General features: G+C 62.2%; 25 protein-coding genes. 9 read left to right on the top strand and 16 right to left on the bottom strand.

Annotated elements, in window-relative coordinates; translation table 11 throughout:
- Window positions 1-3 precede the first annotated feature (3 nt).
- The gene (locus tag ACP7AL_RS01600) at window positions 4-276 is read right to left on the bottom strand and encodes a DUF2312 domain-containing protein (RefSeq protein ID WP_006022165.1); all 273 of its coding nucleotides are present in this window, start codon (window positions 274-276) and stop codon (window positions 4-6) included.
- Window positions 277-451: 175 nt separating this feature from the next.
- Window positions 452-754 (bottom strand): DUF1244 domain-containing protein, encoded by a 303-nt coding sequence (locus ACP7AL_RS01605; protein WP_425988123.1) that lies wholly within the window; start codon window positions 752-754, stop codon window positions 452-454.
- A 271-nt stretch (window positions 755-1,025) separates the two neighbouring features.
- On the opposite strand from ACP7AL_RS01605, the gene ACP7AL_RS01610 reads away from it, so the two are divergent.
- Both ACP7AL_RS01610 and pyk read left to right on the top strand, forming a co-directional pair.
- Window positions 1,026-1,577 carry a DUF1036 domain-containing protein gene (locus ACP7AL_RS01610; protein ID WP_041712611.1) on the top strand — a complete coding sequence of 184 codons (552 nt, stop codon included), beginning with the start codon at window positions 1,026-1,028 and terminating at the stop codon, window positions 1,575-1,577.
- Window positions 1,574-3,010 carry a pyruvate kinase gene (gene pyk, locus ACP7AL_RS01615; protein ID WP_425988125.1) on the top strand — a complete coding sequence of 479 codons (1,437 nt, stop codon included), beginning with the start codon at window positions 1,574-1,576 and terminating at the stop codon, window positions 3,008-3,010. The genes ACP7AL_RS01610 and pyk overlap by 4 nt, the downstream gene beginning before the upstream one ends.
- A 243-nt stretch (window positions 3,011-3,253) precedes the next feature.
- Here pyk and ACP7AL_RS01620 read toward each other — a convergent pair whose 3' ends face one another.
- From ACP7AL_RS01620 to ykgO, 5 genes are all read right to left on the bottom strand, one after another.
- The gene (locus ACP7AL_RS01620; RefSeq protein WP_006022169.1) at window positions 3,254-3,655 is read right to left on the bottom strand and encodes a phasin family protein; all 402 of its coding nucleotides are present in this window, start codon (window positions 3,653-3,655) and stop codon (window positions 3,254-3,256) included.
- Between the two features lie 160 nt (window positions 3,656-3,815).
- On the bottom strand, window positions 3,816-4,205 hold the full coding sequence (locus ACP7AL_RS01625; protein WP_006022170.1) for a hypothetical protein: 390 nt from the start codon (window positions 4,203-4,205) through the stop codon (window positions 3,816-3,818).
- 176 nt (window positions 4,206-4,381) lie between these two features.
- Window positions 4,382-5,350: an alpha/beta fold hydrolase gene (locus tag ACP7AL_RS01630; protein ID WP_425988128.1), complete on the bottom strand. Its 969-nt coding sequence runs from the start codon at window positions 5,348-5,350 to the stop codon at window positions 4,382-4,384.
- 112 nt (window positions 5,351-5,462) lie between these two features.
- Window positions 5,463-6,119, bottom strand: coding sequence for a tetratricopeptide repeat protein (locus tag ACP7AL_RS01635; RefSeq protein WP_425988130.1), 657 nt, complete (start codon window positions 6,117-6,119; stop codon window positions 5,463-5,465).
- A 136-nt stretch (window positions 6,120-6,255) separates the two neighbouring features.
- Window positions 6,256-6,381, bottom strand: coding sequence for a type B 50S ribosomal protein L36 (ykgO, locus tag ACP7AL_RS01640; RefSeq protein ID WP_002713372.1), 126 nt, complete (start codon window positions 6,379-6,381; stop codon window positions 6,256-6,258).
- 329 nt (window positions 6,382-6,710) lie between these two features.
- Here ykgO and ACP7AL_RS01645 point away from each other — a divergent pair, with 329 nt between their 5' ends.
- Window positions 6,711-7,739, top strand: coding sequence for an acyl-CoA desaturase (locus ACP7AL_RS01645; RefSeq protein WP_425988132.1), 1,029 nt, complete (start codon window positions 6,711-6,713; stop codon window positions 7,737-7,739).
- An 86-nt stretch (window positions 7,740-7,825) separates the two neighbouring features.
- Here ACP7AL_RS01645 and ACP7AL_RS01650 read toward each other — a convergent pair whose 3' ends face one another.
- From ACP7AL_RS01650 to ACP7AL_RS01670, 5 genes are all read right to left on the bottom strand, one after another.
- Entirely contained in the window at window positions 7,826-8,791 is a 966-nt protein-coding gene (locus ACP7AL_RS01650; RefSeq protein ID WP_425988134.1) for a tripartite tricarboxylate transporter substrate binding protein, read from the bottom strand.
- A gap of 65 nt (window positions 8,792-8,856) precedes the next feature.
- Window positions 8,857-9,837, bottom strand: a complete 981-nt coding sequence (locus tag ACP7AL_RS01655) for a tripartite tricarboxylate transporter substrate binding protein (protein WP_425988136.1) — start codon at window positions 9,835-9,837, stop codon at window positions 8,857-8,859.
- A 47-nt stretch (window positions 9,838-9,884) separates the two neighbouring features.
- On the bottom strand, window positions 9,885-11,123 hold the full coding sequence (locus tag ACP7AL_RS01660) for an FAD-dependent monooxygenase (protein WP_425988139.1): 1,239 nt from the start codon (window positions 11,121-11,123) through the stop codon (window positions 9,885-9,887).
- 17 nt (window positions 11,124-11,140) lie between these two features.
- A complete protein-coding gene (locus ACP7AL_RS01665) occupies window positions 11,141-11,590 on the bottom strand; it encodes a MaoC family dehydratase (protein ID WP_006022178.1) in 450 nt (149 codons plus the stop codon).
- A 16-nt stretch (window positions 11,591-11,606) separates the two neighbouring features.
- Window positions 11,607-12,083 carry a MaoC family dehydratase gene (locus ACP7AL_RS01670; protein WP_006022179.1) on the bottom strand — a complete coding sequence of 159 codons (477 nt, stop codon included), beginning with the start codon at window positions 12,081-12,083 and terminating at the stop codon, window positions 11,607-11,609.
- Between the two features lie 105 nt (window positions 12,084-12,188).
- Here ACP7AL_RS01670 and ACP7AL_RS01675 point away from each other — a divergent pair, with 105 nt between their 5' ends.
- Window positions 12,189-12,959, top strand: coding sequence for an IclR family transcriptional regulator domain-containing protein (locus tag ACP7AL_RS01675; RefSeq protein ID WP_425988141.1), 771 nt, complete (start codon window positions 12,189-12,191; stop codon window positions 12,957-12,959).
- A gap of 7 nt (window positions 12,960-12,966) precedes the next feature.
- On the opposite strand, the gene ACP7AL_RS01680 is transcribed toward ACP7AL_RS01675, so the two are convergent.
- A complete protein-coding gene (locus ACP7AL_RS01680) occupies window positions 12,967-13,266 on the bottom strand; it encodes a DUF3175 domain-containing protein (RefSeq protein WP_425988143.1) in 300 nt (99 codons plus the stop codon).
- Between the two features lie 131 nt (window positions 13,267-13,397).
- Here ACP7AL_RS01680 and ACP7AL_RS01685 point away from each other — a divergent pair, with 131 nt between their 5' ends.
- Window positions 13,398-13,880, top strand: coding sequence for a YbaK/EbsC family protein (locus ACP7AL_RS01685; protein ID WP_024919882.1), 483 nt, complete (start codon window positions 13,398-13,400; stop codon window positions 13,878-13,880).
- Window positions 13,881-13,895: 15 nt separating this feature from the next.
- Here ACP7AL_RS01685 and ACP7AL_RS01690 read toward each other — a convergent pair whose 3' ends face one another.
- Entirely contained in the window at window positions 13,896-14,894 is a 999-nt protein-coding gene (locus ACP7AL_RS01690) for a tripartite tricarboxylate transporter substrate binding protein (RefSeq protein WP_006022185.1), read from the bottom strand.
- Window positions 14,895-14,952: 58 nt separating this feature from the next.
- Here ACP7AL_RS01690 and ACP7AL_RS01695 point away from each other — a divergent pair, with 58 nt between their 5' ends.
- Window positions 14,953-15,696, top strand: coding sequence for a haloacid dehalogenase type II (locus ACP7AL_RS01695; protein WP_425988146.1), 744 nt, complete (start codon window positions 14,953-14,955; stop codon window positions 15,694-15,696).
- 134 nt (window positions 15,697-15,830) lie between these two features.
- A complete protein-coding gene (locus ACP7AL_RS01700) occupies window positions 15,831-16,154 on the top strand; it encodes a hypothetical protein (RefSeq protein ID WP_006022187.1) in 324 nt (107 codons plus the stop codon).
- A gap of 78 nt (window positions 16,155-16,232) precedes the next feature.
- Here ACP7AL_RS01700 and ACP7AL_RS01705 read toward each other — a convergent pair whose 3' ends face one another.
- Complete coding sequence (locus tag ACP7AL_RS01705; protein WP_425988149.1) at window positions 16,233-17,810, bottom strand: gamma-glutamyltransferase family protein; 1,578 nt, start codon at window positions 17,808-17,810, stop codon at window positions 16,233-16,235.
- A gap of 82 nt (window positions 17,811-17,892) precedes the next feature.
- Window positions 17,893-18,807, bottom strand: a complete 915-nt coding sequence (locus ACP7AL_RS01710; protein WP_425988151.1) for a LysR substrate-binding domain-containing protein — start codon at window positions 18,805-18,807, stop codon at window positions 17,893-17,895.
- Window positions 18,808-18,971: 164 nt separating this feature from the next.
- Here ACP7AL_RS01710 and ACP7AL_RS01715 point away from each other — a divergent pair, with 164 nt between their 5' ends.
- Entirely contained in the window at window positions 18,972-19,670 is a 699-nt protein-coding gene (locus ACP7AL_RS01715; RefSeq protein ID WP_425988153.1) for a pirin family protein, read from the top strand.
- Window positions 19,671-19,729: 59 nt separating this feature from the next.
- Window positions 19,730-20,329: an NAD(P)H:quinone oxidoreductase gene (gene wrbA, locus ACP7AL_RS01720; protein ID WP_006022191.1), complete on the top strand. Its 600-nt coding sequence runs from the start codon at window positions 19,730-19,732 to the stop codon at window positions 20,327-20,329.
- The last annotated feature ends 88 nt before the right edge of the window (window positions 20,330-20,417 follow it).

A 20,417-nucleotide genomic window follows, 5' to 3' on the forward strand; every position in this document is an offset into this window, starting at 1 on the left:
GCCTCACAGCATCCCCAGCGCCTGCATATACGTCTCCAGGATCGTTTCCTGTTCCTGACGCTCGTCGGCATCCTGCTTGCGCATGCGGATGATGGTGCGCAGCGCCTTGACGTCGAAACCGTTGCCCTTGGCCTCGCCATAGACGTCCTTGATGTCGTCGCTGATGGTCTTCTTCTCTTCCTCGAGACGCTCGATGCGCTCGATGATCGCCTTGAGCTGCCCCTTCGCGAAGCTGTGCGCGGTGTCGTCGTTGTCTTTCTCGGCAGGCATGGCCATCGGAGATACTCCTGAACTCGATATGGGGCTTTAGGGAAGCGTGCGCGGAGGCACGTCATTGGCGGGTCACACTCAAGAGTGGGGGCTGCCCCGTCAAGGCGGAGTCGCGGTCATCCACAGTGACCCACAGAAGAAAGAAAAGCCGGCGCTGGCGCGCCGATTTCGCTTGCGTGTTTCAGTGACCGGCGTGGCTCTTCTTCAGCGCCGCCTGCTGCTCCGGCGTCGCGTCGCTCTGATAGGTCGCCTTCCAGGTCTCGTACGGCATGCCATAGACCGCCTCGCGGCTGTCGTCCTTGCTCAGCGCCACGCCCTTCGCGTCGGCGGCCTCCTTCAGCCAGTTCGACAGGCAATTGCGGCAGAAGCCCGCAAGGTTCATCAGGTCGATATTCTGCACGTCGGTCCGTCCGCGCAGATGCTCGACCAGCCGGCGGAAAACCGCTGCTTCCAACTCCGTCCGGGTCTTGTCATCCATCGCCATGGTCATTTTTCCGCCATTTCATCCGTCGTATGAGCCGCCCCATAAGGGCTTCTAACATGGGACCGTATCCGGTGATTTTCCATATGGCGGAAAAAACCAAACCAGCCCACATCGCAACGCGGCAAGTGGCCTATTAATGCTTGCGCACGGTTTGGCGAAACCGCCAAGCCCCCTTATAGTGACGGGACCTGACCGGACATGAAATCTCAGCTTTTTGCCGATCATGGTCAATGTGTTACGCGAAATCAACGAACGGTTGATAGTACCTGGTATGACCGCCACAATCTCCCGCCGCATGACGCTTTCCCGCACGATCACCGCCGCCCTCACTGGGCTTGTCGCGCTGATCGGGCTGTGTGCGTGGAGCGCGCCCGCAGCCGCGGATTTCCGGCTCTGCAACAACACGTCGAGCCGGGTCGGCATCGCACTTGGCTACAAGGACAACGAAGGCTGGGTCACCGAGGGCTGGTGGAACGTGTCGTCCCGGGCCTGCGAAACCCTCCTGCGTGGAACGCTTGTCGCACGTTACTATTATATCTACGCCATCGACTATGACCGCGGCGGAGAGTGGTCGGGGCAAGCCTTCATGTGTTCGCGCGACAAGGAATTCACCATCAAAGGCACGGAAGACTGCCTGGCGCGCGGTTTCGACCGCACCGGCTACTTCGAGGTCGATACCGGCGACCAGCGCGCATGGACCGTGCAACTGACCGAATCCAACGAACAGAACCCGCGCTCGCCAGGCCTTCCCGGCATGCCGAATGCGCCGGGGGCTGCACAACCCGGCGCACTTCCCGGTGCAGCTCCTGGAAATCCTAAATGAGACGTCTGCGACGCATTAAAATTCTCGCCACGCTTGGACCGGCATCGTCGGACAGCGCCTCCATCCGCAAGCTGTTCGAGGCCGGCGCGGACGTGTTCCGCATCAACATGAGCCACACCCCGCACGACAAGATGCGTGAGCTTGTGGCGACGATCCGCAGCGTGGAAGGCAGTTACGGCCGCCCGATCGGCATTCTGGTCGATCTTCAGGGGCCGAAGCTGCGGCTCGGCAATTTCGAGAACGGCTTTGTCGAACTCAACAACGGCGCGATGTTCACTCTCGATGCCGATCCGGCGCCGGGCAACAAGACCCGCGTCCATCTTCCCCATCCTGAAATTCTGAAAGCATTGCGGCCCGGCCACGCGCTGCTGATCGACGACGGCAAACTTCGCCTGATCGCGGAGGAGACCTCGCCTGACCACGCCCTCGTGCGCGTGGTGACCGGCGGAAAAATGTCCGACCGCAAGGGCGTCAGCCTGCCCGACACCGATCTGCCGGTGTCGGCGATGACACCGAAGGACCGCGCCGACCTCGAGGCTGCGCTGGAAACCGGCATCGACTGGGTCGCACTGTCGTTCGTGCAGCGCGCCGATGACGTGATCGAGGCCAAGAAGCTGGTGCGCGGCCGCGCCTCGATCATGTCGAAGATCGAGAAGCCGCAGGCGATCGACCGTCTCGCCGAAATCATGGAGGCCTCCGACGCGCTGATGGTTGCGCGCGGCGACCTTGGCGTCGAATTGCCGGCCGAACGCGTGCCCGGACTCCAGAAGCAGATGACGCGCATGGCGCGGCGCGCCGGCAAGCCGGTGGTGATCGCGACACAGATGCTCGAATCGATGATCACGTCGCCGGTGCCGACGCGTGCCGAAGTCTCGGACGTCGCCAACGCCGTGTTCGAAGGCGCGGATGCGATCATGCTGTCGGCAGAATCCGCCGCAGGCAAATTCCCGGTCGAGGCGGTGCTGACCATGAACCGCATCGGCGAGGAATGCGAACGCGACCCGACCTATCGCGGCGTCATCGCTGCACAGCGGCCCGATCCTGAAGCGACCGCAGGCGACGCCATCGCCGATGCCGCGCGCCAGATCGCCGAGACGCTCGATCTCTCCGCCATCATCTGCTGGACCAGTTCAGGCTCCACCGCGCTGCGCGTTGCGCGCGAGCGGCCAAGGCCGCCAGTGGTCGCCATCACGCCGAGCGTCAACACCGGGCGCAAACTGTCGCTGGTGTGGGGCGTGCATTGCGTGATCGCGGAAGACGCGCACGATCAGGACGACATGATCGACCGCGCGGGAAGCATCGCGTTCCGTGACGGGTTTGCGAAAGCAGGCCAGCGCGTGATCATCGTTGCGGGCGTACCGCTCGGCACGCCGGGCACGACCAACATGGTGCGTATCGCTTATGTCGGCCCCGACCGCGAAGCCGACATCTGACGCCAACTCGGCTCTACTTCGCTGACTGGGCCGCCGTCTCCTGAACCCGTGTCACGGGGGCGGATTCCACTTTCCAGTCAGCGCGTCCGACTGAGGACCGTAGAGACGCATTGTCAGGTTGAATGACCATTCGAGACCACAACAATTCCGTTGTGAGCAAAGCACGATTGGCGACGAGCAAAAATTCTGTTGCGCCGGCATGCGGCCGGGCACCACCTCCGTGGCACCCGGCGAATGCCGGAGTCAGGCAGCCTTGTCGGTATGAATGACCGTATCGCGGAGTTCCCGCGCGTTGCGGGTCGCATCCTCGACAGTCCCCTGCGTCAGTTTCATCATACGCTGGGCTTCTTCACCGTACTGGGTGAATGCGGTTTGCCAGAACTGCGCGTACACCTGCTGCAGATCCTGCAACGAGCGGCAATCGTGGATCGAGCGGAATAACTGGGCATCCTCGCGGAGCCTCATCCCGACAAACTCGGACCATTCCTTGCCGACCGACTGCATGTTGGTGCTGACCTGCGCGTTGAACTTCGCGATTTCGTTCAGCATGGTTCCGTTCATCTCGCTGACGCGCGCGAGATCGGGAAACGGAATCGTTTCCGCGACTTTGCTGAAAGCATTGTCATTGTTCGATGAGGTTGTCATGTCCGACCTTCATTCTGCTGGAGCGAGAAAAGGACGCGTATAACGACGACACTCGATCATCGATCGATGGCAGCAGTATGATGTTCAGCGCATCGTGATCAAAAGAGAAACTTCTCCTCCGATGCACGTGCATGTTGCGCGTGCGAGCCGAGCGAACGATCTATCGCGGCGTGGCGGCCGTGCGGAGTTCGTTCCGAACCACCAGCCAGCCGAACAGCAGCATATCGCCGAGCAGGACAAGCGATCCGATGCCTGCATAAGGCTCACCGGCCTTGTTGCCCGCGTGCAGCATGGCAACACCCACGGTCAAGGCGATCGTGCCGACGATCCAGATCCAGACCTGCGCCAGCGCGATACGCGAAACTTCCAGCGCCGGATGAAGGCGATAGAAAATCCCGAACAGAAACAACGACACCCAGCCCAGCAGGTTGAGGTGAGCGTGCGCGGGCATGGAGGAATGGTCCTGCGACATCGCCATGACGATGCCCCAGGACATGCCGATGAGAACCGCGATGACAGCGGCGAAAAAACTCAATGACGAAGCTTTCACGGAAATCTCCAATCAAAATCAAAACTGAGAAATGCGGCACGCGCCGCTGCGAAAGACGCCGAACTAGCAATGGCGGGATCAAAAATCAACGTGCGCGGGTCCGTCGCCACCAAAATTGCTTGCAGTTGCGTGGCAATCTGCCCCGTGGGCGTGTCAGTGACGGCAGTCCGAGCGAATCAATCAGACCTGCGCGCGGTGACCGAGAACGCCTGCGCTTTTGCGGATATCGCCTCGATCTCCGCCACGATCAGGTCTGTTGCATAAACCTGCGGCATGTGGCCGCCATTCGGCAACACCACGAGTTTCGTCTGCGGCACAGCCTCCGCAAATGGGCGGGAATGAATATCGGTCGAAACCGTCTTGTCGGCGTCGCCAGCGATGATCGTCACCGGAACCCGGATCGACGGATAATTCGGTGACTGCTTCGCCACTTCCGCCTTCAGCGTCGTGAGATCCCGAGCATTGTCGAGAAAGACCTGCGGCCGCAACACCATGCGCACCGCGGTCGCATCGATATAGCCGTCGGGCATCGTCTGCGGCGCGAAGACATAACGCGTTCCGCCATCAACGAGAAACATGCCCAGCGGCAGCGTGATCGTATAGGCGAGCAGCGGGCCGATCACCGGAATGGTCGCGATCCTGTTGAACCGTCCGACCCCACCCGGCCAGGGATACGCCACCGGCGACAGCATCATGATGGCCGCGACCCGCTTGGAATATTGCATCGCCAGCGCCGGCATCATCGCGCCGGCCCACGAATGACCGACGATAATGGCCTGATCGACACCGAGCTTGCCCAGCGCCTCGTCGATCATCCGGGCCTGAATCGCGAGTGTCGAATCCTCGGTGCGGTCGCGCGTGCTCCAGCCGTGGCCCGGCCGGTCGATCAGGAGGACGCGATGATCTTTCGCCAGCCGCTCGCCGAGCGGCTGGCGCATGGTTTGCAGGCTCGAACTCGCGCCGTGAATGAGGACGATCGGCAGACCGGGCGCGTAAGTCGGGCCCAGTTCGACGACATGAAGCCGCGCTCCCTTGACGTCCACAAACTTTCCCTGCGGCGGATAGGCGCGTTCGAGCGCAAAAACGCCGGCCTGCGTGATCAGCGCCAGCGCCGCCAGCGTGACCACAGCCGCCAGAACAATCATGGAAAGAATCCGGGGAATTTTCTTCACGGCGGGAAATACGAACGACCGATGAATAAGTTTCACGTCAAAACAAACCGGCCGTTATGCCAGTCAGAATACAATAAATGACTGGTTAAATATCGCGGCCTTCAACCTTCTCGGACAGGGTCTTCACGAGATCGGGGACACGTTCGAGGTACGGGTTGATGGCGAGCGCCCTGCGGAAAGCGTCCAGCGCGTGCTTTTCGTCGCCGGTCTCCTGCATGATCATGCCGAGACCCGCCAGGGCGCCAAAGTGGCGCGGCTCTCGGATCAGCACCTGCCGGATGTCTTCCATCGAGCGGCTGTAGTCGTTCTGAAGGTAATAGATCGTCGCACGCCGGTTCCAGGCCTCGATGTAATCGGGACGCAGCTTGATGACCGCATCGAGCAGCTTCAGCGCGACATCGGTGTCCTTGCTGTCCAGCGCGAGCTTGGCCCGCGCCATCAAGAGCGCCGCCGTGTCGCTCGGCGTCGCGGTCCATACCGCCCAGATTCGGGCTTCAACGGCCTTGGCGCTCTCCTGATCCGGCGCGGCCTTCAGCGCGCCGAACAGAAAATCGAGATTCTTGGCCTTGTCGCCGATCACGCGCGGGAGCTTGGCGGGCGGCTGCGGCAGTTTCTTCTGCTTGCCTGGCGGGGTGATTTGCGGAGCCTGTGCCGCTGCGGGGGTCGCAGCGAACGCCACGAGCGTCAGAGCGACGATCGCGAGTTTCAGGACAGCCGTGGTCCATTCCGTCTTGGATGCCATGACGGAAAGTCTAAACGCGGAAAGCACCGCGTGCAAAGCACCAGCGGCGTCAAACGGCTGTGATATGGGGGAAGTTCTGGGCTAGACCTGCCAGCCGCTGGCGGCTGGCGACATCATCGAACAATCGGGCGGCGAATCAGCCCTGGCGCGCCTTGAAGCGGCGCTGAACCTTGTTGATGACATAAACCCGGCCCTTGCGGCGGACCAGACGGTTGTTGCGGTTACGGCCGCGCAGGGACTTCAGCGAATTACGGACCTTCATGGGACAATGCTCTCTGGAAGGCCGCGTTGCAGGCCGAGTATGAAACCGTTGGTTGATGGGCATATCCCGCAGGCCAAGCCGCGCGGGGCAGGGCGGTTTCTATGCCATCGGTGGCACAAATGTCAATCCGATCAGGCAAATTCAGCCCCTGCAACCGGGTCAAATTGCCCCGAACGGAACCCGGTTTCGGACTTTTCCCGGCCCAAATGTCTCTCTAATCAAACATCTAGAGCCGCTCGCGTCCCCCGTCCTTCATCTTCGGCGGCGTATGCGTTAAACACGGCCTTGGCCCCACCCGGAAGGCAGTTTTGGACCCTTTGACCGCTGAAATGACTAACAATCGTCCGGCGGCCGCGAAAGCCGTCCCCCTCCCCGGCACCGCGGAGCCCGGATTGTCCGGCCGTCTGCCGCTGCCCGCAGGGGTCAATCTCAACCGCATTGAATGGGGGGCCGCCCTCCCCATCCTGTTTTACCATCTGGTCGCGCTGCTCGCCTTCATCCCCTGGTATTTCAGTTGGACCGGGGTGATCGTGGCCGTCATTGCTGCCCGCCTGAGCGGATTGCTCGGCATCAATATCGGCTATCACCGTCTGCTCACCCATCGCGGCTTCCGCTGTCCGAAATGGTTCGAGCATGTGCTCGTGGTCATCGCCATTTGCTGTGTGGAGGATACGCCGGCCCGCTGGGTCGCCGTGCATCGCCGGCATCATCAGCACGCCGACGAACAGCCGGATCCGCACAGCCCGCTGGTGAACTTCCTGTGGGGGCACATCGGCTGGCTGATCGTCAAGAATCCCGAGCTCAACCGCCTCGGAATTTACGAGCGCTACGCCAAGGACATCCTGCGCGATCCGTTCTATGTCGCGCTCGAGCGCAACTGGCTTCAGCTCAAGATCATCCTCATTCAATGGCTGGTGTTTTTCGGCCTCGGCTTCCTCGCTGAGCTGGCGATGGGCGGGACTGCGATGCAGGCGTTGCAGTTCGGGCTGAGCATCCTGATCTGGGGTGTGTTCGTGCGCACGGTGTTCGTCTGGCACCAGACCTGGGCGGTGAACTCCATCACCCATCTGTGGGGCTACCGGAATTACCGCACCGACGAAGACAGCCGGAACAACGTGTTCATCGGTCTCCTTGCTCACGGCGAAGGCTGGCACAACAATCACCACGCCGATCCGCGTTCGGCGCGTCACGGCCACAAGTGGTGGGAGTTCGACACCACCTGGCTGACCATTCGCCTGTTCGAGAAGCTCGGACTTGCGACCGACGTTGTCGGACCAAGTCCGTATGTGATGAAGGCCGCGGCCACCGCGGGCCAGACCATCACGACGCACGGTTCTGACGGCACCCCGACCCACTAGGCGCGGCGCGCGTCTCCGGTCCAGCCAGTCAAAAGCCCGCCCCGGACAATCCGGAGCGGGCTTTCTGCAATCCTTGAGACCGGCTGCTATTGCTGCGGCACGTTCGCGGTCTTCACGACGTTCGCCCACTTGTCCATCTCGGCATCCACAAACTTCGTGAAATCCGGGCCGGAAAGCTTTCCGGGCTCGACGCCTTGTCCGGCAAACTTCTCGCGCGTTGCGGGCGAGGCGAGGATCTCCTTCATGGCCGCGACCAGCTTGGTGTAGGCGGGGTTGCCATTCGCGGCCGGCATATAAAGGCCGAACCACGCGGTCGCCTCGAAACCCTTCACACCGGCCTCATCGAGGGTCGGCACGTCGGGCAGCGATGCGGCGCGCTCCTTGCTGGTTACTGCAAGCACGCGGATGGTGCCGCCGGACGCTGCTGGCAGCACCGTCGGCAGCGTGTCGAACATGATCGGAATGTGTCCACCAATCAGGTCGTTCATCGCAGGCGCCGCGCCCTTGTAGGGAACGTGCACGATGTCGACGCCGGCCATCTGCTTGAACAGTTCGCCCGACAGATGATTGGCGCCGCCGATGCCGGCGGAGCCGAACGAATACTTGCCGGGCTCCTTCTTGGCCATCGCGATCAGTTCGGCGACGTTCTTGGCGGGGAAGTTCGCCGTCACAACGAGTGCGTTCGGCGCGCTCGCCACCAGAGCGACTGGAGAAAACTCCTTGCGCGGATCGAACGGCAGTTGCTTGTAGAGACTCGGGTTGATGACGTGATGCGTCGCGGTCAGCAGCAACACGCTGCCATCGTTCGGCGACTTCGCCACCACTTCGGAGCCGATGATGCCCGAAGCGCCGGCGCGATTCTCCACAATGGTCGTGACGCCGAGCTTCTCGCCGAGATACTGGGCGACAAAGCGCGCCAGAATGTCGGTGGTGCCGCCGGCCGGGAACGGCACGATGATCTTCACATTGTTGACGGGAAACTGCTCATTGGCGCTGCCGGGCGTGGTGACCAGCAGGAACACGGAGCAGATCGCGGCAAATAGTGACTTCATGATTTCAACCTGACTTGAGTTTGTATGGCGAGCATGCTCCTCGCCAGCGGGATCGATCCAACCGTTCAGGGCTGACGCAGCAACTTGGCGCGTTCAACCAGCGAGCGTTCGGAGAGATAAAATTCGCCGGCCCACTGCTGATATTCACCGGGCGGCTTCTGCCACTCCGTCTGCCCGAGTTGCACCAGCAGCTTCTTGTACTCGTCGCTGTCGGCCGCGGCCTTGAAGGCCTTGTACAGCCTGTCGACGACGGCGGGCGGCATTCCCTTCGGCCCGACCAGTCCATACGGCGCAGGGTAAACCAGATCGTAGCCGAGGCTCTTGGCTGTCGGCACGCCGGGCAGTGACGCCACCGGCTGCGGATCGAACGACAGCAGCACGCGCATCTTGCCCGATTCGACATAAGGCAGAATGGTGCCGATGGCATCGACCGTCGACATGGTGTGACCGCCGAGAACCGCGGTCACGGCTTCGCTGCTGCCCTTGTATCCGACATGGGTGATCTTCACGTCCGCCATTCCGGCGAGCGCTTCCGCGAGCAGATGCATGGTGGTGCCGGCGCCCGCGGTCGCGACCGTCAGAACATCGGGATTCTTCTTTGCGTAAGCGAAAAAATCGGCAGGTGTCTTGAGCGGCGAGTCGGTGTTGACCGCGAGCACAAAGGTGTAGCCGCCGAGACCCGTGATCCAGGTGAAATCCTTGATCGGATCCCAGTCGACTTTCTGCATGTAAGGGTAACGCAGCAATCCCGCAGTCGCCGCCGCGATGGTGTAACCGTCGGGCGCTTCTGTTTTGGCCATTGTCGACGGGGCCAGCGTTGCACCTGCGCCCGGCCGGTTTTCAACGATGATCGGCTGCCCGAGATCCTTGGCAGCAAGTTCGGCAAGCTTGCGGAACGTGGTATCCGTCGCCCCGCCCGCCGCGAAGCCGACCAGCAGTCTGATCGGCCGGGTCGGATAGGCATCCTGAGCTATGGCGATCTGCGATGTCGCAGCCATCACGCCAACTGCAACCAATGCAGAGCGCATCACATCCAAATATCGCATTTACGTCTCCCTCCTGTTCCGGATTGTTTCCGGTTCTTGATCTGTCGTTATCGCGAAACGTCAGAAACGCTCCACGATTTCCGGGTGTTCAGGGCATCGACATCGAAACCCGCAAGCTGCTTGTAGCGGCGTTCGACATCCTGCAACTCGGCTTTCGCATCGCCATGCGCGCCGCTGCGCGCCAGCGCGCTCACGCGCGCCATCACATCGCCTGCCTGCCGCCGATTTGCGAGCTGTACTTCGCTCGCAACCGGCCGGCGCTGCGCGTCATATGCGCGCAATGCGTCATCGATGGTCGCAGCGGTCGCCAGCTCATAAGCCAGCACCCGCGCATCAAGGATCGCCTGCGACGCACCGTTGGAGCCGAACGGATACATCGCATGCGCGGCATCCCCGAGCAGCGCGCATCGCCCGAAAATCCAGCGCGGCAACGGATCGATGTCCGCCATGGGATACTCGTAGGATTCCGATGACGACGACACCAGATGATGCACGTCCAGCCAATCGAAGCGGTAGTCTTTTACGAACTCCGCAATGACACTGGTCGGCACCGGCAGATTCCAGTTGCCGAGTTCGGTTTCGGCGCGCGTCGTATCCTTCGGTCGAACCAGCAGCCAGTTGATGACGCCATCCGCGATCGGATAGACCACCACGCGCTGGGTCTCATCGCCGATAATCACCATCGAGCGTCCGGAAAGAAACGGCCCGGCCTTGGTGACGCCGCGGTACATGACCCAGCCGTTCGATGCGAGCGGCGTGACCGCGCCATAAAGACTGTCGCGCGACGGCGAGCGGATGCCGTCAGCGCAGATCGCGACATCGGCCGTATAGGACACCGGACGATCCTCAATCAGATCGGTCGCGGCGATGACGGCCTTGTTGCCCGTGGCGCTGATGCCCGTCACCCGCTGCGCGACGCGGATCGTGGACGCACCCAGCCGTTCGTGCACGGCATCGACGAGCAGCCGTTGCAGCGTGCCCCGATGAATGGAGTATTGCGGCCATTTGTAACCGGCGTCTAACCCGCGCGGCTCGGCCCAGATCAACTGGCCTCTGGGATCGTAGTAAGCCAGCTCCTTGGTCGGCACGCCCACTTTCGCGAGCGCATCCCCAAGGCCCAGTTCGCTCAATTCACGGACGGCGTGCGGCGGCAGGTTGATGCCGACGCCCACGTCGCGAATTTCACGCGCTGCTTCCAGCAGGAGAATGTCGCCCTGGCCGGCGGCGTGCAAAGACAACGCCGCCGTCAGTCCGCCAACTCCCGCGCCTATGATCGCGATCGACATCGCGCTTCAACTCCCGGTCAGGCTGCTGCGGCTGCGCGCGGGAATTCGACCATCGCCTCGCCGACAGCGACCTTGTCGCCGTTCTGGTTCTTCACCAGCACGTCGATCAGCACGAAGCGCGAGTTCTTGGTGGTCTGCTTCGCCTTGATGATGCCTTCCGGCTGGATGGTATCGCCCGGCTTCACCGGCTTGACCCAGCGCGTTTCCAGACGGCGATGAATGGCGCCCGCGGGATAGGCCCAGTCGGTCAGCATCCGGGTGATCAGCCCGAAGTTGTTCATGCCGTGCATAATGATGCCGCCGAAATTGGTCTTGCCGAAATCGCCCTTCATGTAGTTGTCGTCGAGATGCAGCGGGTTGTAGTCGAGCGATGCATCGCAGAACAGGCGGATGGATTCGCGCGAGACCGAGAACTTCGGGCCGTCGATGCTGTCGCCAACCGAGAGGGTTTCGAATGTGGTCGTCATGTTTGAACTCCTCGCGTTACATCGGCCGGATGGTCTGGCCGCGGCCGGAACAGATCACGTCGCCGTGCTGGTTGAAGAAGACGTTGTCGTGGACCACGAACAGCCGCTCGCGCTTGATGAACTTGTCGAGCGCGCGAGCCTGCAGCGTAATCGTGTCGCCGGGCCGTGCGGGCTTGTTGTAGCTCCAGGACTGGCCCGCATTCACGGTGCCGGGTGAGCGCATCCAGTCGTCCGCCTCGGTGCAGGCGAACATCAGAAGGATGTGGATGGACGGCGGCGCGATGATCCCGCCCCAGGGCGTGGTCTTGGCATAGGCCTCATCGAGATAAAGCGGGTTGGTTTCACCGACGGCCTTGCACAGGAGCGCGATGGCTTCCTTGGTCAGCAGGTAGGGAATCGTCTTGCGCGGTTCACCCGGAACGATCTCGTCCCAGACCTTTCGCAAATTTTCGTCCTTCCAGAAGTCGGTCTCGAAAGCTTGTGCTTGCGCCATGGCAATCTCTCATCTATGTTCATCAGGCGAACTTTATAGTCACTGTACGAACACTATGATCCGGCTTTTCGATCCTGACAAGTCCGGTTTTGAGAGGATGTCTGAATGCCCAAGGAGAGTGACGGTTTCGTCCGCGCCATCGCGAGAGGATTTTCCGTGGTCGAGGCGCTCGGACAGCCGCCGGGACGGCATACGCTGTCGGAGACGGCAGCGTCCGCCGGACTGACGCGGGCAACCACTCGGCGCATGCTCGCAACACTGGTGGCGCTGAAATATTGCGAAGCCGACGGCCGCTACTTCAGCCTGCGTCCGCGCGCGCTTGGCCTCGGATTGTCCTATCTCAACGCGCTGCCCTACTGGGGTTATGCCCAGCGCGCGCTCGAAGACCTGCGTAACGAGATCGGAGAATCCTGCGCGCTGGCGGTGCTGGATGAAACCGAGATCGTCTATGCGCTGCGCCTGCCGGCGCGGCGCATTCTGTCCGCCAATCTCGGCATTGGCAGCCGCCTGCCCGCGCATCTGATCTCGCTGGGACGTGTGCTGCTCGCCGCGCTGCCGCCCGACCAGCGTGCGCGATATATCTCCGAGATCGAATTCAAGCAGGTGACTCCCCGCACCCTCACCTGCCCGATCAAACTTGGTGAAGAACTGACGCGGGTGGAGCAGCAGGGCTATGCCTGGATCGACGGCGAACTCGATCCTGCGATCTGCGGCATCGCGGTGCCGGTCCGTGACCAGGCCGGCCATGTCGTGGCCGCTGTCAGCATCAACACCATTTCGGGCACTGTGACCGAGGCCGAAGCCAAGAAGAAATTTCTGGTCGCGCTCAAGCGCACCGCGCAGGATATCCGGACCCAGACCACCGCCAATGGCTGACCCGACGTCAGGCTGCCTTTTTCCCGAACGCCTTCCGCACCTCGGACTTGGCCGCTTCGAGCTTGCGCTTGCGAACTGCGGACAGATTCTTGCCGCCCCGGTTGATGTAAAAATTCAGCATCGACATCGCCGACTGGTACGGGCTGGCCTTGCGGCGATGGTTGCGCTCCGCCGAGCGCTTCAACGAACGCGCGATGGCGGCAGGACTCCGCTGCTTGAACAGATGATGCTTGAGATCGAGCGCATCACTGGTGGCTGTGACACGGCCCGACCATTTACGGACGGAACGCTTGGCCGACGTGCGCATCTTGCCTGCCTTCCTTGAGGATGCTTTCCCTGCAGATAATGTCTTTCGCGTCCGTCTTGCGGACGATTTGCGCGCGGCTTTGGCCATGGTAGGTCCTCGGTCGGAATACAGGTTTGCCGACAGGACAAAGCATGAGCATCGAAACAGTTCGCGCGTTTTTCGCGAAAAATGCGCCCGATATTACCGTCATTGAATCGGACAAAAGTTCCGCCACGGTGGCGCTGGCCGCCGAAGCCTTTGGCGTGACACCTGCGGAGATCGCCAAAACATTATCATTGCGCGTGGGTGACCGCGTGCTGCTGGTGGTCACCTGCGGCACCGCCCGGCTCGACAACAAGAAGGCGCGCGCGGTGTTCGGCGGCAAGCCGCGCATGCTCAGCGCCGAGGAAGCGCTCGAGGCCACCGGCCATCCGGTTGGCGGCATCTGTCCGTTCGGATTGAAAACGCCGCTGCCGGTCTATTGCGACATTTCACTGAAGGCCTTCAGTGAAGTCGTGCCGGCTGCCGGCTCGATCAACAGCGCCGTTCGCATCTCGCCCGCACGCATGGCCGAACTGACCAGCGCCGAGTGGATCGACGTCAGCGAAATCCGGGAGCAGAGCGAAGTGGCATGATGGCGTGAGCGCGCGCTACTCCACCCTGCCGATCTTCTTCACTGCCGCGATCAGCCGCGCGCTGTCGGCTTCGACGAATTTCGTAAACTCCGGCGCATCGAGGTAGGCGACGGGGCTGCCTGCGGTCTCGAATGTTTTCACTACCTCCGGCGCGCGCACGGCCTCGCCCATGGCTTCGCGCAGCTTTGTCATGATCGGCGCGGGCAATGCCGTCTGCGCGAACAAACCCGCCCAGATGTAGAACTCGACGTCTTTGTAACCGAGCTCCTGAAACGTCGGCACGTCGGGGAAACTTGCGACGCGCTTTGCGCCCCATCCGGCCAGCACGCGCATCTTGCCGTCATCGACCTGCGCACGCAGGGTGCCCGGCGCCGAGGCCACCGCCTGCACCGTGCCGGTCAGCAATCCCGTCAGTGCCGGGCCTGCGCCGCGGAACGGCACATGCAGCAGCTTGATCCCGGCGCTGGCCGCAAACATTTCCATCGCGATGTGCAGCGTGCCGTAGGGACCGGACGAGCCATAAGGTATCTGGCCCGGCCGCGCCTTCGCGTCCTCGACGAACTCCTTGACCGTTTTCCATGGCGCGGATGCGGGTACCGCCAGCATGGTCGGATCGGCGAGCACCCGTGCCACCGGCGCAAACTGCGACATCTCATAAGCCACCGGGCGGTCGAACAGCCGGTCGGCTTCCGGCAATACCGCCAGCGACGAGAGTGTCATCAGCAGCGTGTAGCCGTCGGGCTCAGCGCGCGCAGCCGCAGCATTGCCAACCGAACCGCCGCCGCCGCCGGCGCGGTTATCGACGATCACGGGTTTTCCCAGAATGCGCTCCAGCGCCAGCGCCACCGGCCGCGCCGCGAGATCGGCCTGCCCGCCAGCGGGAAACGGTACGATCATGGTGATGTTGCGCGACGGCCATGCGGCCTGCGCATTGGCGTTGCCGGACAGCGTGTGCAATGCAACCTGTGACAGCGGCACAACTGCAGCCGCTTTCAGAAGCTCGCGCCGATTCATGATGCCTCCCTGAGAATTTGTTTTTATTCTTTGTCGCCATACCCTGAAGGAAGCGCAGATGACGATCAAGGCCGTTGTATTCGATGCTTACGGCACGCTCTATGACGTGCAGTCGGTCGCCGCTGTCACCGACGAGGCGTTTCCCGGCTATGGCGAGCTGATCACCCAGATCTGGCGCATGAAGCAGCTCGAATACACCTGGCTTCGCTCACTGATGGGGCGCTACGAGGATTTCTCGGTCATCACGCGGCAATCGCTGACGTTCACGCTCAAGGCGCTCGGCCTGACGTTCGATGAGAAGGCCTCCGAGCGCATCATGGAGAAGTACGTCCACCTCGATCTTTACCCCGATGCGAAGGAAGCTCTCGCGGCGATGAAAGACCGCAAGCTCGCGATCCTGTCGAACGGCAGCACCGATATGCTGAATGCACTGGTGCGCAACACCGGCCTCGACACCATTCTCGACGCCACCATCAGCATCGACACGACCAAGATCTTCAAACCGTCGCCGCGCACTTATGACCTGATCGAATCAAATCTCAGTGTGAAGCCGCATGAGGTGCTGTTCGTCTCCTCCAATCCGTTCGATGCCTGCGGCGCCAAGGCGTTCGGCCTGAACGTGGCCTGGATCGAACGCGTCACACCACGGGCGATGGCTACCGAATTTGTGAAAGCCGACCTCGTGCGGCCGTTGTCGATGTTCAAGGCGATCCGCATGCAGATGGATGAATTCGGCTGGGAACCGGACTATCGCATTGGCGCGCTGGCGGATTTGCCGAAACTGCTCGCCGCACACCCCTAAATCGCGGGCAAGCCGCAGGTGTTGCCGAATTGATTCGCCGGCACTGTCTTCGCAGTTCAGGCATGCCGCCGGAGATCGATAAGCCTTCCATCTGGCACGATTGATGCTTCGCATTTCCTCAAGGAGGTGATGTGATGCGATCAGTCATTTTCTTGTTCCTGACAGTGGGACTCCTGATAACCCGCGTCTGCTTCGCGCATGATGCGGATGGACGTCCGAACTGGATCGCCGAAGGGGCCTATAGAGGTTCCGATGGCGTTCACTGTTGCGGCCCGAGCGATTGCGAACAGTTGAGTTCCGACGAGGTTCAGGTCCGGCCCGACGGAATCTGGCTGACGCGATTCAAGGAACTGGTTCCGTTCGAGCAGGCGACGCCAAGCGAGGACGGCAAGACATGGCGATGCCACAACCTCTCGGGTGAGAGGCGGTGCTTTTTCATGAAGTACGGCAATACGTGACAATGCCAATCGTGCGCGGATGATAGCCGCGCCGGTTGATGTGCCGACGGACGCACAACGTGCGTCCGGAACGAGTGCTCAAATGCCGAGCGCCACGCCATCCTTGCGATGGTCGGTGGCGCCGAGCAGAACTCCGCGTTCGTGATCGATCCAGATCGCCTGACAGCCGCCGAGGGCGACATCGGCCCATTTGACCTCGTGCCCGCGCGCCGCGAGTTCCGTGCCGATCTCTTTTCCAAATGTCGGCTCCAGCGACAGCACGCCCTCGAACGCGAACGAGCGCGGCGCTTCGGATGCGGCCTGAATGTCCATGCCGAGGTCGAACACGTTGGAGAGAAAGTTGCCGTGGCCGGTCGCCTGATAGTGGCCGCCCATCACGCCGAACGGCATCATGCAGCGTCCGTTCTTCATCACCATGCCCGGAATGATGGTGTGCATCGGCCGCTTGTTCGGGCCGAGCGCATTGGGATGACCGGGCTGAAGCCGGAAGCCCCAGCCGCGGTTGTGCAGCAGCACGCCGGACTTCGGCGCATAGATGCCGCTACCGAACGGCTGGAACAGCGAATTGATGAACGACACGGCGTTGAGATCACGATCCACCACGGTGACATAGACCGTATCCTTGTGCTCGATGTCGTCCCAGTCGACAGCAGCGCTGGCCCGCGTCATGTCGATCTTGCTGCGGATCGCGCCGATATACTGGTCCGAAAGAAAATGCGCGGCATCGACCTTGCCGTGTGCGGGGTCGCAGAAGAACGCATCGCGCGCGCGATACGCCGCCTTGGTCGCTTCCGCCAAGAGGTGCACGCGGTCAACTTCCGCGAGCGCCTTGATGTCGTAGCCCGCCAGCGTGCGCAGGATCATCAGCGCCGCCAGGCCCTGCCCGTTCGGCGGGCATTCGAGAATGTCATGGCCGCCGTAGCTCGTAGAGATCGGCGTCACGTCTTCGGGCGTGTTCACGGCGAAGTCTTGCACGGTGTGCACACCGCCGAGGCCTTGCAGCACGCTTGCAAGCTCTTCCGCGACCTCGCCCTCATAGAATGCCGCGCGGCCTTCGCGCGCGATGCGGCGCAGCGTCTTTCCGAGTGCCGGCTGGCTGCGCCGGTCACCAATCGCAGGCGCGACACCGCCGGGGAGATAATGCGCTGTCGCCGCCGGATTGCTTTCGAGTTTCGCACGGTTGCGCGACCAGTCCGACGCCACGCGCGGCGTGATGCGGAAACCGTTTTCGGCGGCATCGATGGCCGGTTTGAAGATCTCGTCCAGCGATTTGCTGCCGTGCTTCGCAGCAAGCCTGCACCATGCATCGATCGCGCCCGGAACGGTGACGCCTTCGATCGAGGTCGGTGTGAGCGCCTTCGCGCCCTTTGCCATCGTTGCAGCGAGATCGGTCTTCTCGGGTGTACGGCCCGAACCGTTCAACGCAACCGGCGTGCCCGCCTTCGGCGAATAGATCACAAAGCAGTCGCCGCCGATGCCGGTCATCTGCGGCTCGACCACGCCCTGCAAGGCGACCGCCGCAATGGCAGCGTCCATCGCATTGCCGCCGGCTTTCAGAATGTCGAGTGCGGCGAGAGTCGCCTGCGGGTGCGAGGTCGCGGCCATGCCGCGTTCCCCCACTGCGATGGAGCGGGACGGCGAGATGAAATTGCGCATTCAGGGAAACCTTCGAGGATGGAAGCCCATGTTACGCAGACTTGGCCCGCCAATCCAGTGCGGAACAGGAACGTGATCGGACTTAGCGGGCCCCGCGTCTGGTGCGGCCAAGTTTGTCGGCGAGAAAATCCGCCAGCACTTCGACACGCGCGGGGCGCGGCCCGCCCGGCGGCATCACCAGATGAACGGCGCCCTCGGGCTGTTTCCAGTCCTTGAGGATGACTTCGAGTTGTCCCGACGCAATGGCGTCGCCGACAATGAAATCCGGCAGATCGGCGATGCCGAGCCCGGCCAGCAGCGCCGGCATGGTGGCTTCGCCGTTGTTGACACGCAGTTGCCCCGACGGCCGCACCGTCGCCTGCTCGCCCGCCGCATTGACGTAGTGCCACACGCCCGGCGTCGAGAGATATGCGTAGCCGAAGCATTTGTGCTGAGCGAGATGCATGGGATGCGTCGGCCGGCCGTACTTCTTCAGGTAGGACGGCGCCGCCACCGTGTAGCGCCGCATGTCGCTCAACCGGCGCGCAACGAGCGATGAATCCGGCAGGCGCGCGATGCGGATGCCGGCGTCGAAGCCGTCCCCGATCAGATCGACCATGGCATCGCTCAGATGCAGGTCGATGGACACTTCGGGGTAGGCGCTCAGAAACTCCGGCAGCAGCGGCGCAATGACCCGGACGCCATAGGTCATCGGCACAGCAAAGCGCACCAGACCGCGCGGCGCGGACGATTGCGCCAGCGCTTCGTTCTCCGCCGCCTCGCCGTCCATCAGAAGTCGTGCCGCGCGCTCGGACAGTCTCTGGCCGGCATCGGTCAGCGCCAGTTGCCGCGAGGTGCGGTTGAACAGCCGTGCGCCGAGCCGGTCCTCAAGACGGCTGACGGCCTTGGACACAGTCGCCTTCGATAGCGCCAGTTCGGTCGCAGCCCCTGCAAACGACCGCATTTCCACGACTTTGGCGAAGATCGCCAGCGCTTCGAAGTCCGGAAGCCTGGGCATGCGAGCCATCCCTTATGTGCCAAATATGGAAACAATGAGTTTCCATAGTTTCTATTTATGCACCATTCGGGAGCGCTTATCCATAACCCATCGAATTCGAGGTCACCCACCGTGCATCACGCACCCGGCGGTCACCTCAAGCACATTCAACGAAGGAATATCCCATGATCGAACTTCGGCCATTCAACAAACTCGGCAGCGCCAATCACGGCTGGCTCAAGGCAAAGCACCACTTTTCGTTCGGCAGCCACTACGACCCGAACAATATGAATCACGGCAGCCTGCGCGTCTGGAACGACGACGAGATTGCGCCGAACACCGGCTTCCCTGCGCATCCTCATGCCAACATGGAAATCATCACCTTCGTTCGCGAAGGCGCGATCACGCATCAGGACTCGCTCGGCAACAAGGGCCGCACCGAGGCGGGCGATGTGCAGGTGATGAGCGCAGGCTCGGGCATCCGCCACTCCGAGTACAATCTTGAACCGGTGACGACCAAGATCTTCCAGATCTGGATCGAGCCGACGCAGGAAGGCGGACAGCCGTGCTGGGGCGCCAAGCCGTTCCCGAAGGCCGACCGCTCCGGCAAGTTCGTTACCATCGCCAGCGGCTTCAGGGCCGACAACGATGCCCTGCCGATCCGCGCCGACGCCCGCGTGCTGGCGACAACGCTGAAGGCCGGCGAGACCGCGGAGTATGCGCTCGGCGAGACGCGCTACGGCTATCTCGTTCCGGCGGCCGGCCGCATTGAGGTCAACGGCGTACGCGCCAATGCCCGCGACGGCGTCGCCGTCCAGAAAGAAGCGTCGGTGAAGGTCACCGCGCTCGAAGACACCGAACTCGTTCTCGTGGATGCGGCTTAAGCCGCATCCATTCTCTCTCGCCAATTCACATTCAACCCTGAAAACTGAAGGAGGCCATCATGGCCAAGGTTCTTGTTCTTTACTATTCGGCTTACGGACACATCGAAGCGATGGCGAACGCTGTCGCCGAGGGCGCACGCGAAGCCGGCGCGACTGTCGACATCAAGCGCGTTCCCGAACTCGTCCCGCCCGACGTCGCCAAGGCGTCGTACTACAAGGTCGATCAGGCGGCGCCCGTTGCCAAGATCGAGGATCTTGCGAACTACGATGCGATCATCGTCGGCACCGGCACCCGCTTTGGCCGCATCTCGTCGCAGATGGCGAACTTCCTCGATCAGGCCGGCGGCCTGTGGGCGAAGGGCGCATTGCACGGCAAGGTCGGCGGCGCGTTCAGTTCATCCGCCACGCAGCACGGCGGCCAGGAGACCACGCTGTTCTCGATCATCACCAACCTGCTGCACTTCGGCATGGTCGTGGTCGGCCTGAACTACGGCTTCGCCGGACAGATGGGTGTCAAGGAAGTAACCGGCGGCTCGCCCTACGGCGCGACCACCATCACCGATGGTGACGGCAGCCGTCAGCCGAGCGCGAACGAACTTGCCGGCGCCCGCTATCAGGGCAAGACCATCGCGGAAACCGCGAAGAAGCTGCACGGCTGATCGAAGCGGCATAGACATGCAACAAAAGGCGGCACTGGCAACAGCGCCGCCTTTTTTTATGCTCCCGCATCGAAAAAACCGAAAGAGC

The sequence above is a fragment of the Afipia sp. DC4300-2b1 genome, assembly GCF_049895725.1.
Classification (GTDB): domain Bacteria; phylum Pseudomonadota; class Alphaproteobacteria; order Rhizobiales; family Xanthobacteraceae; genus Afipia; species Afipia broomeae.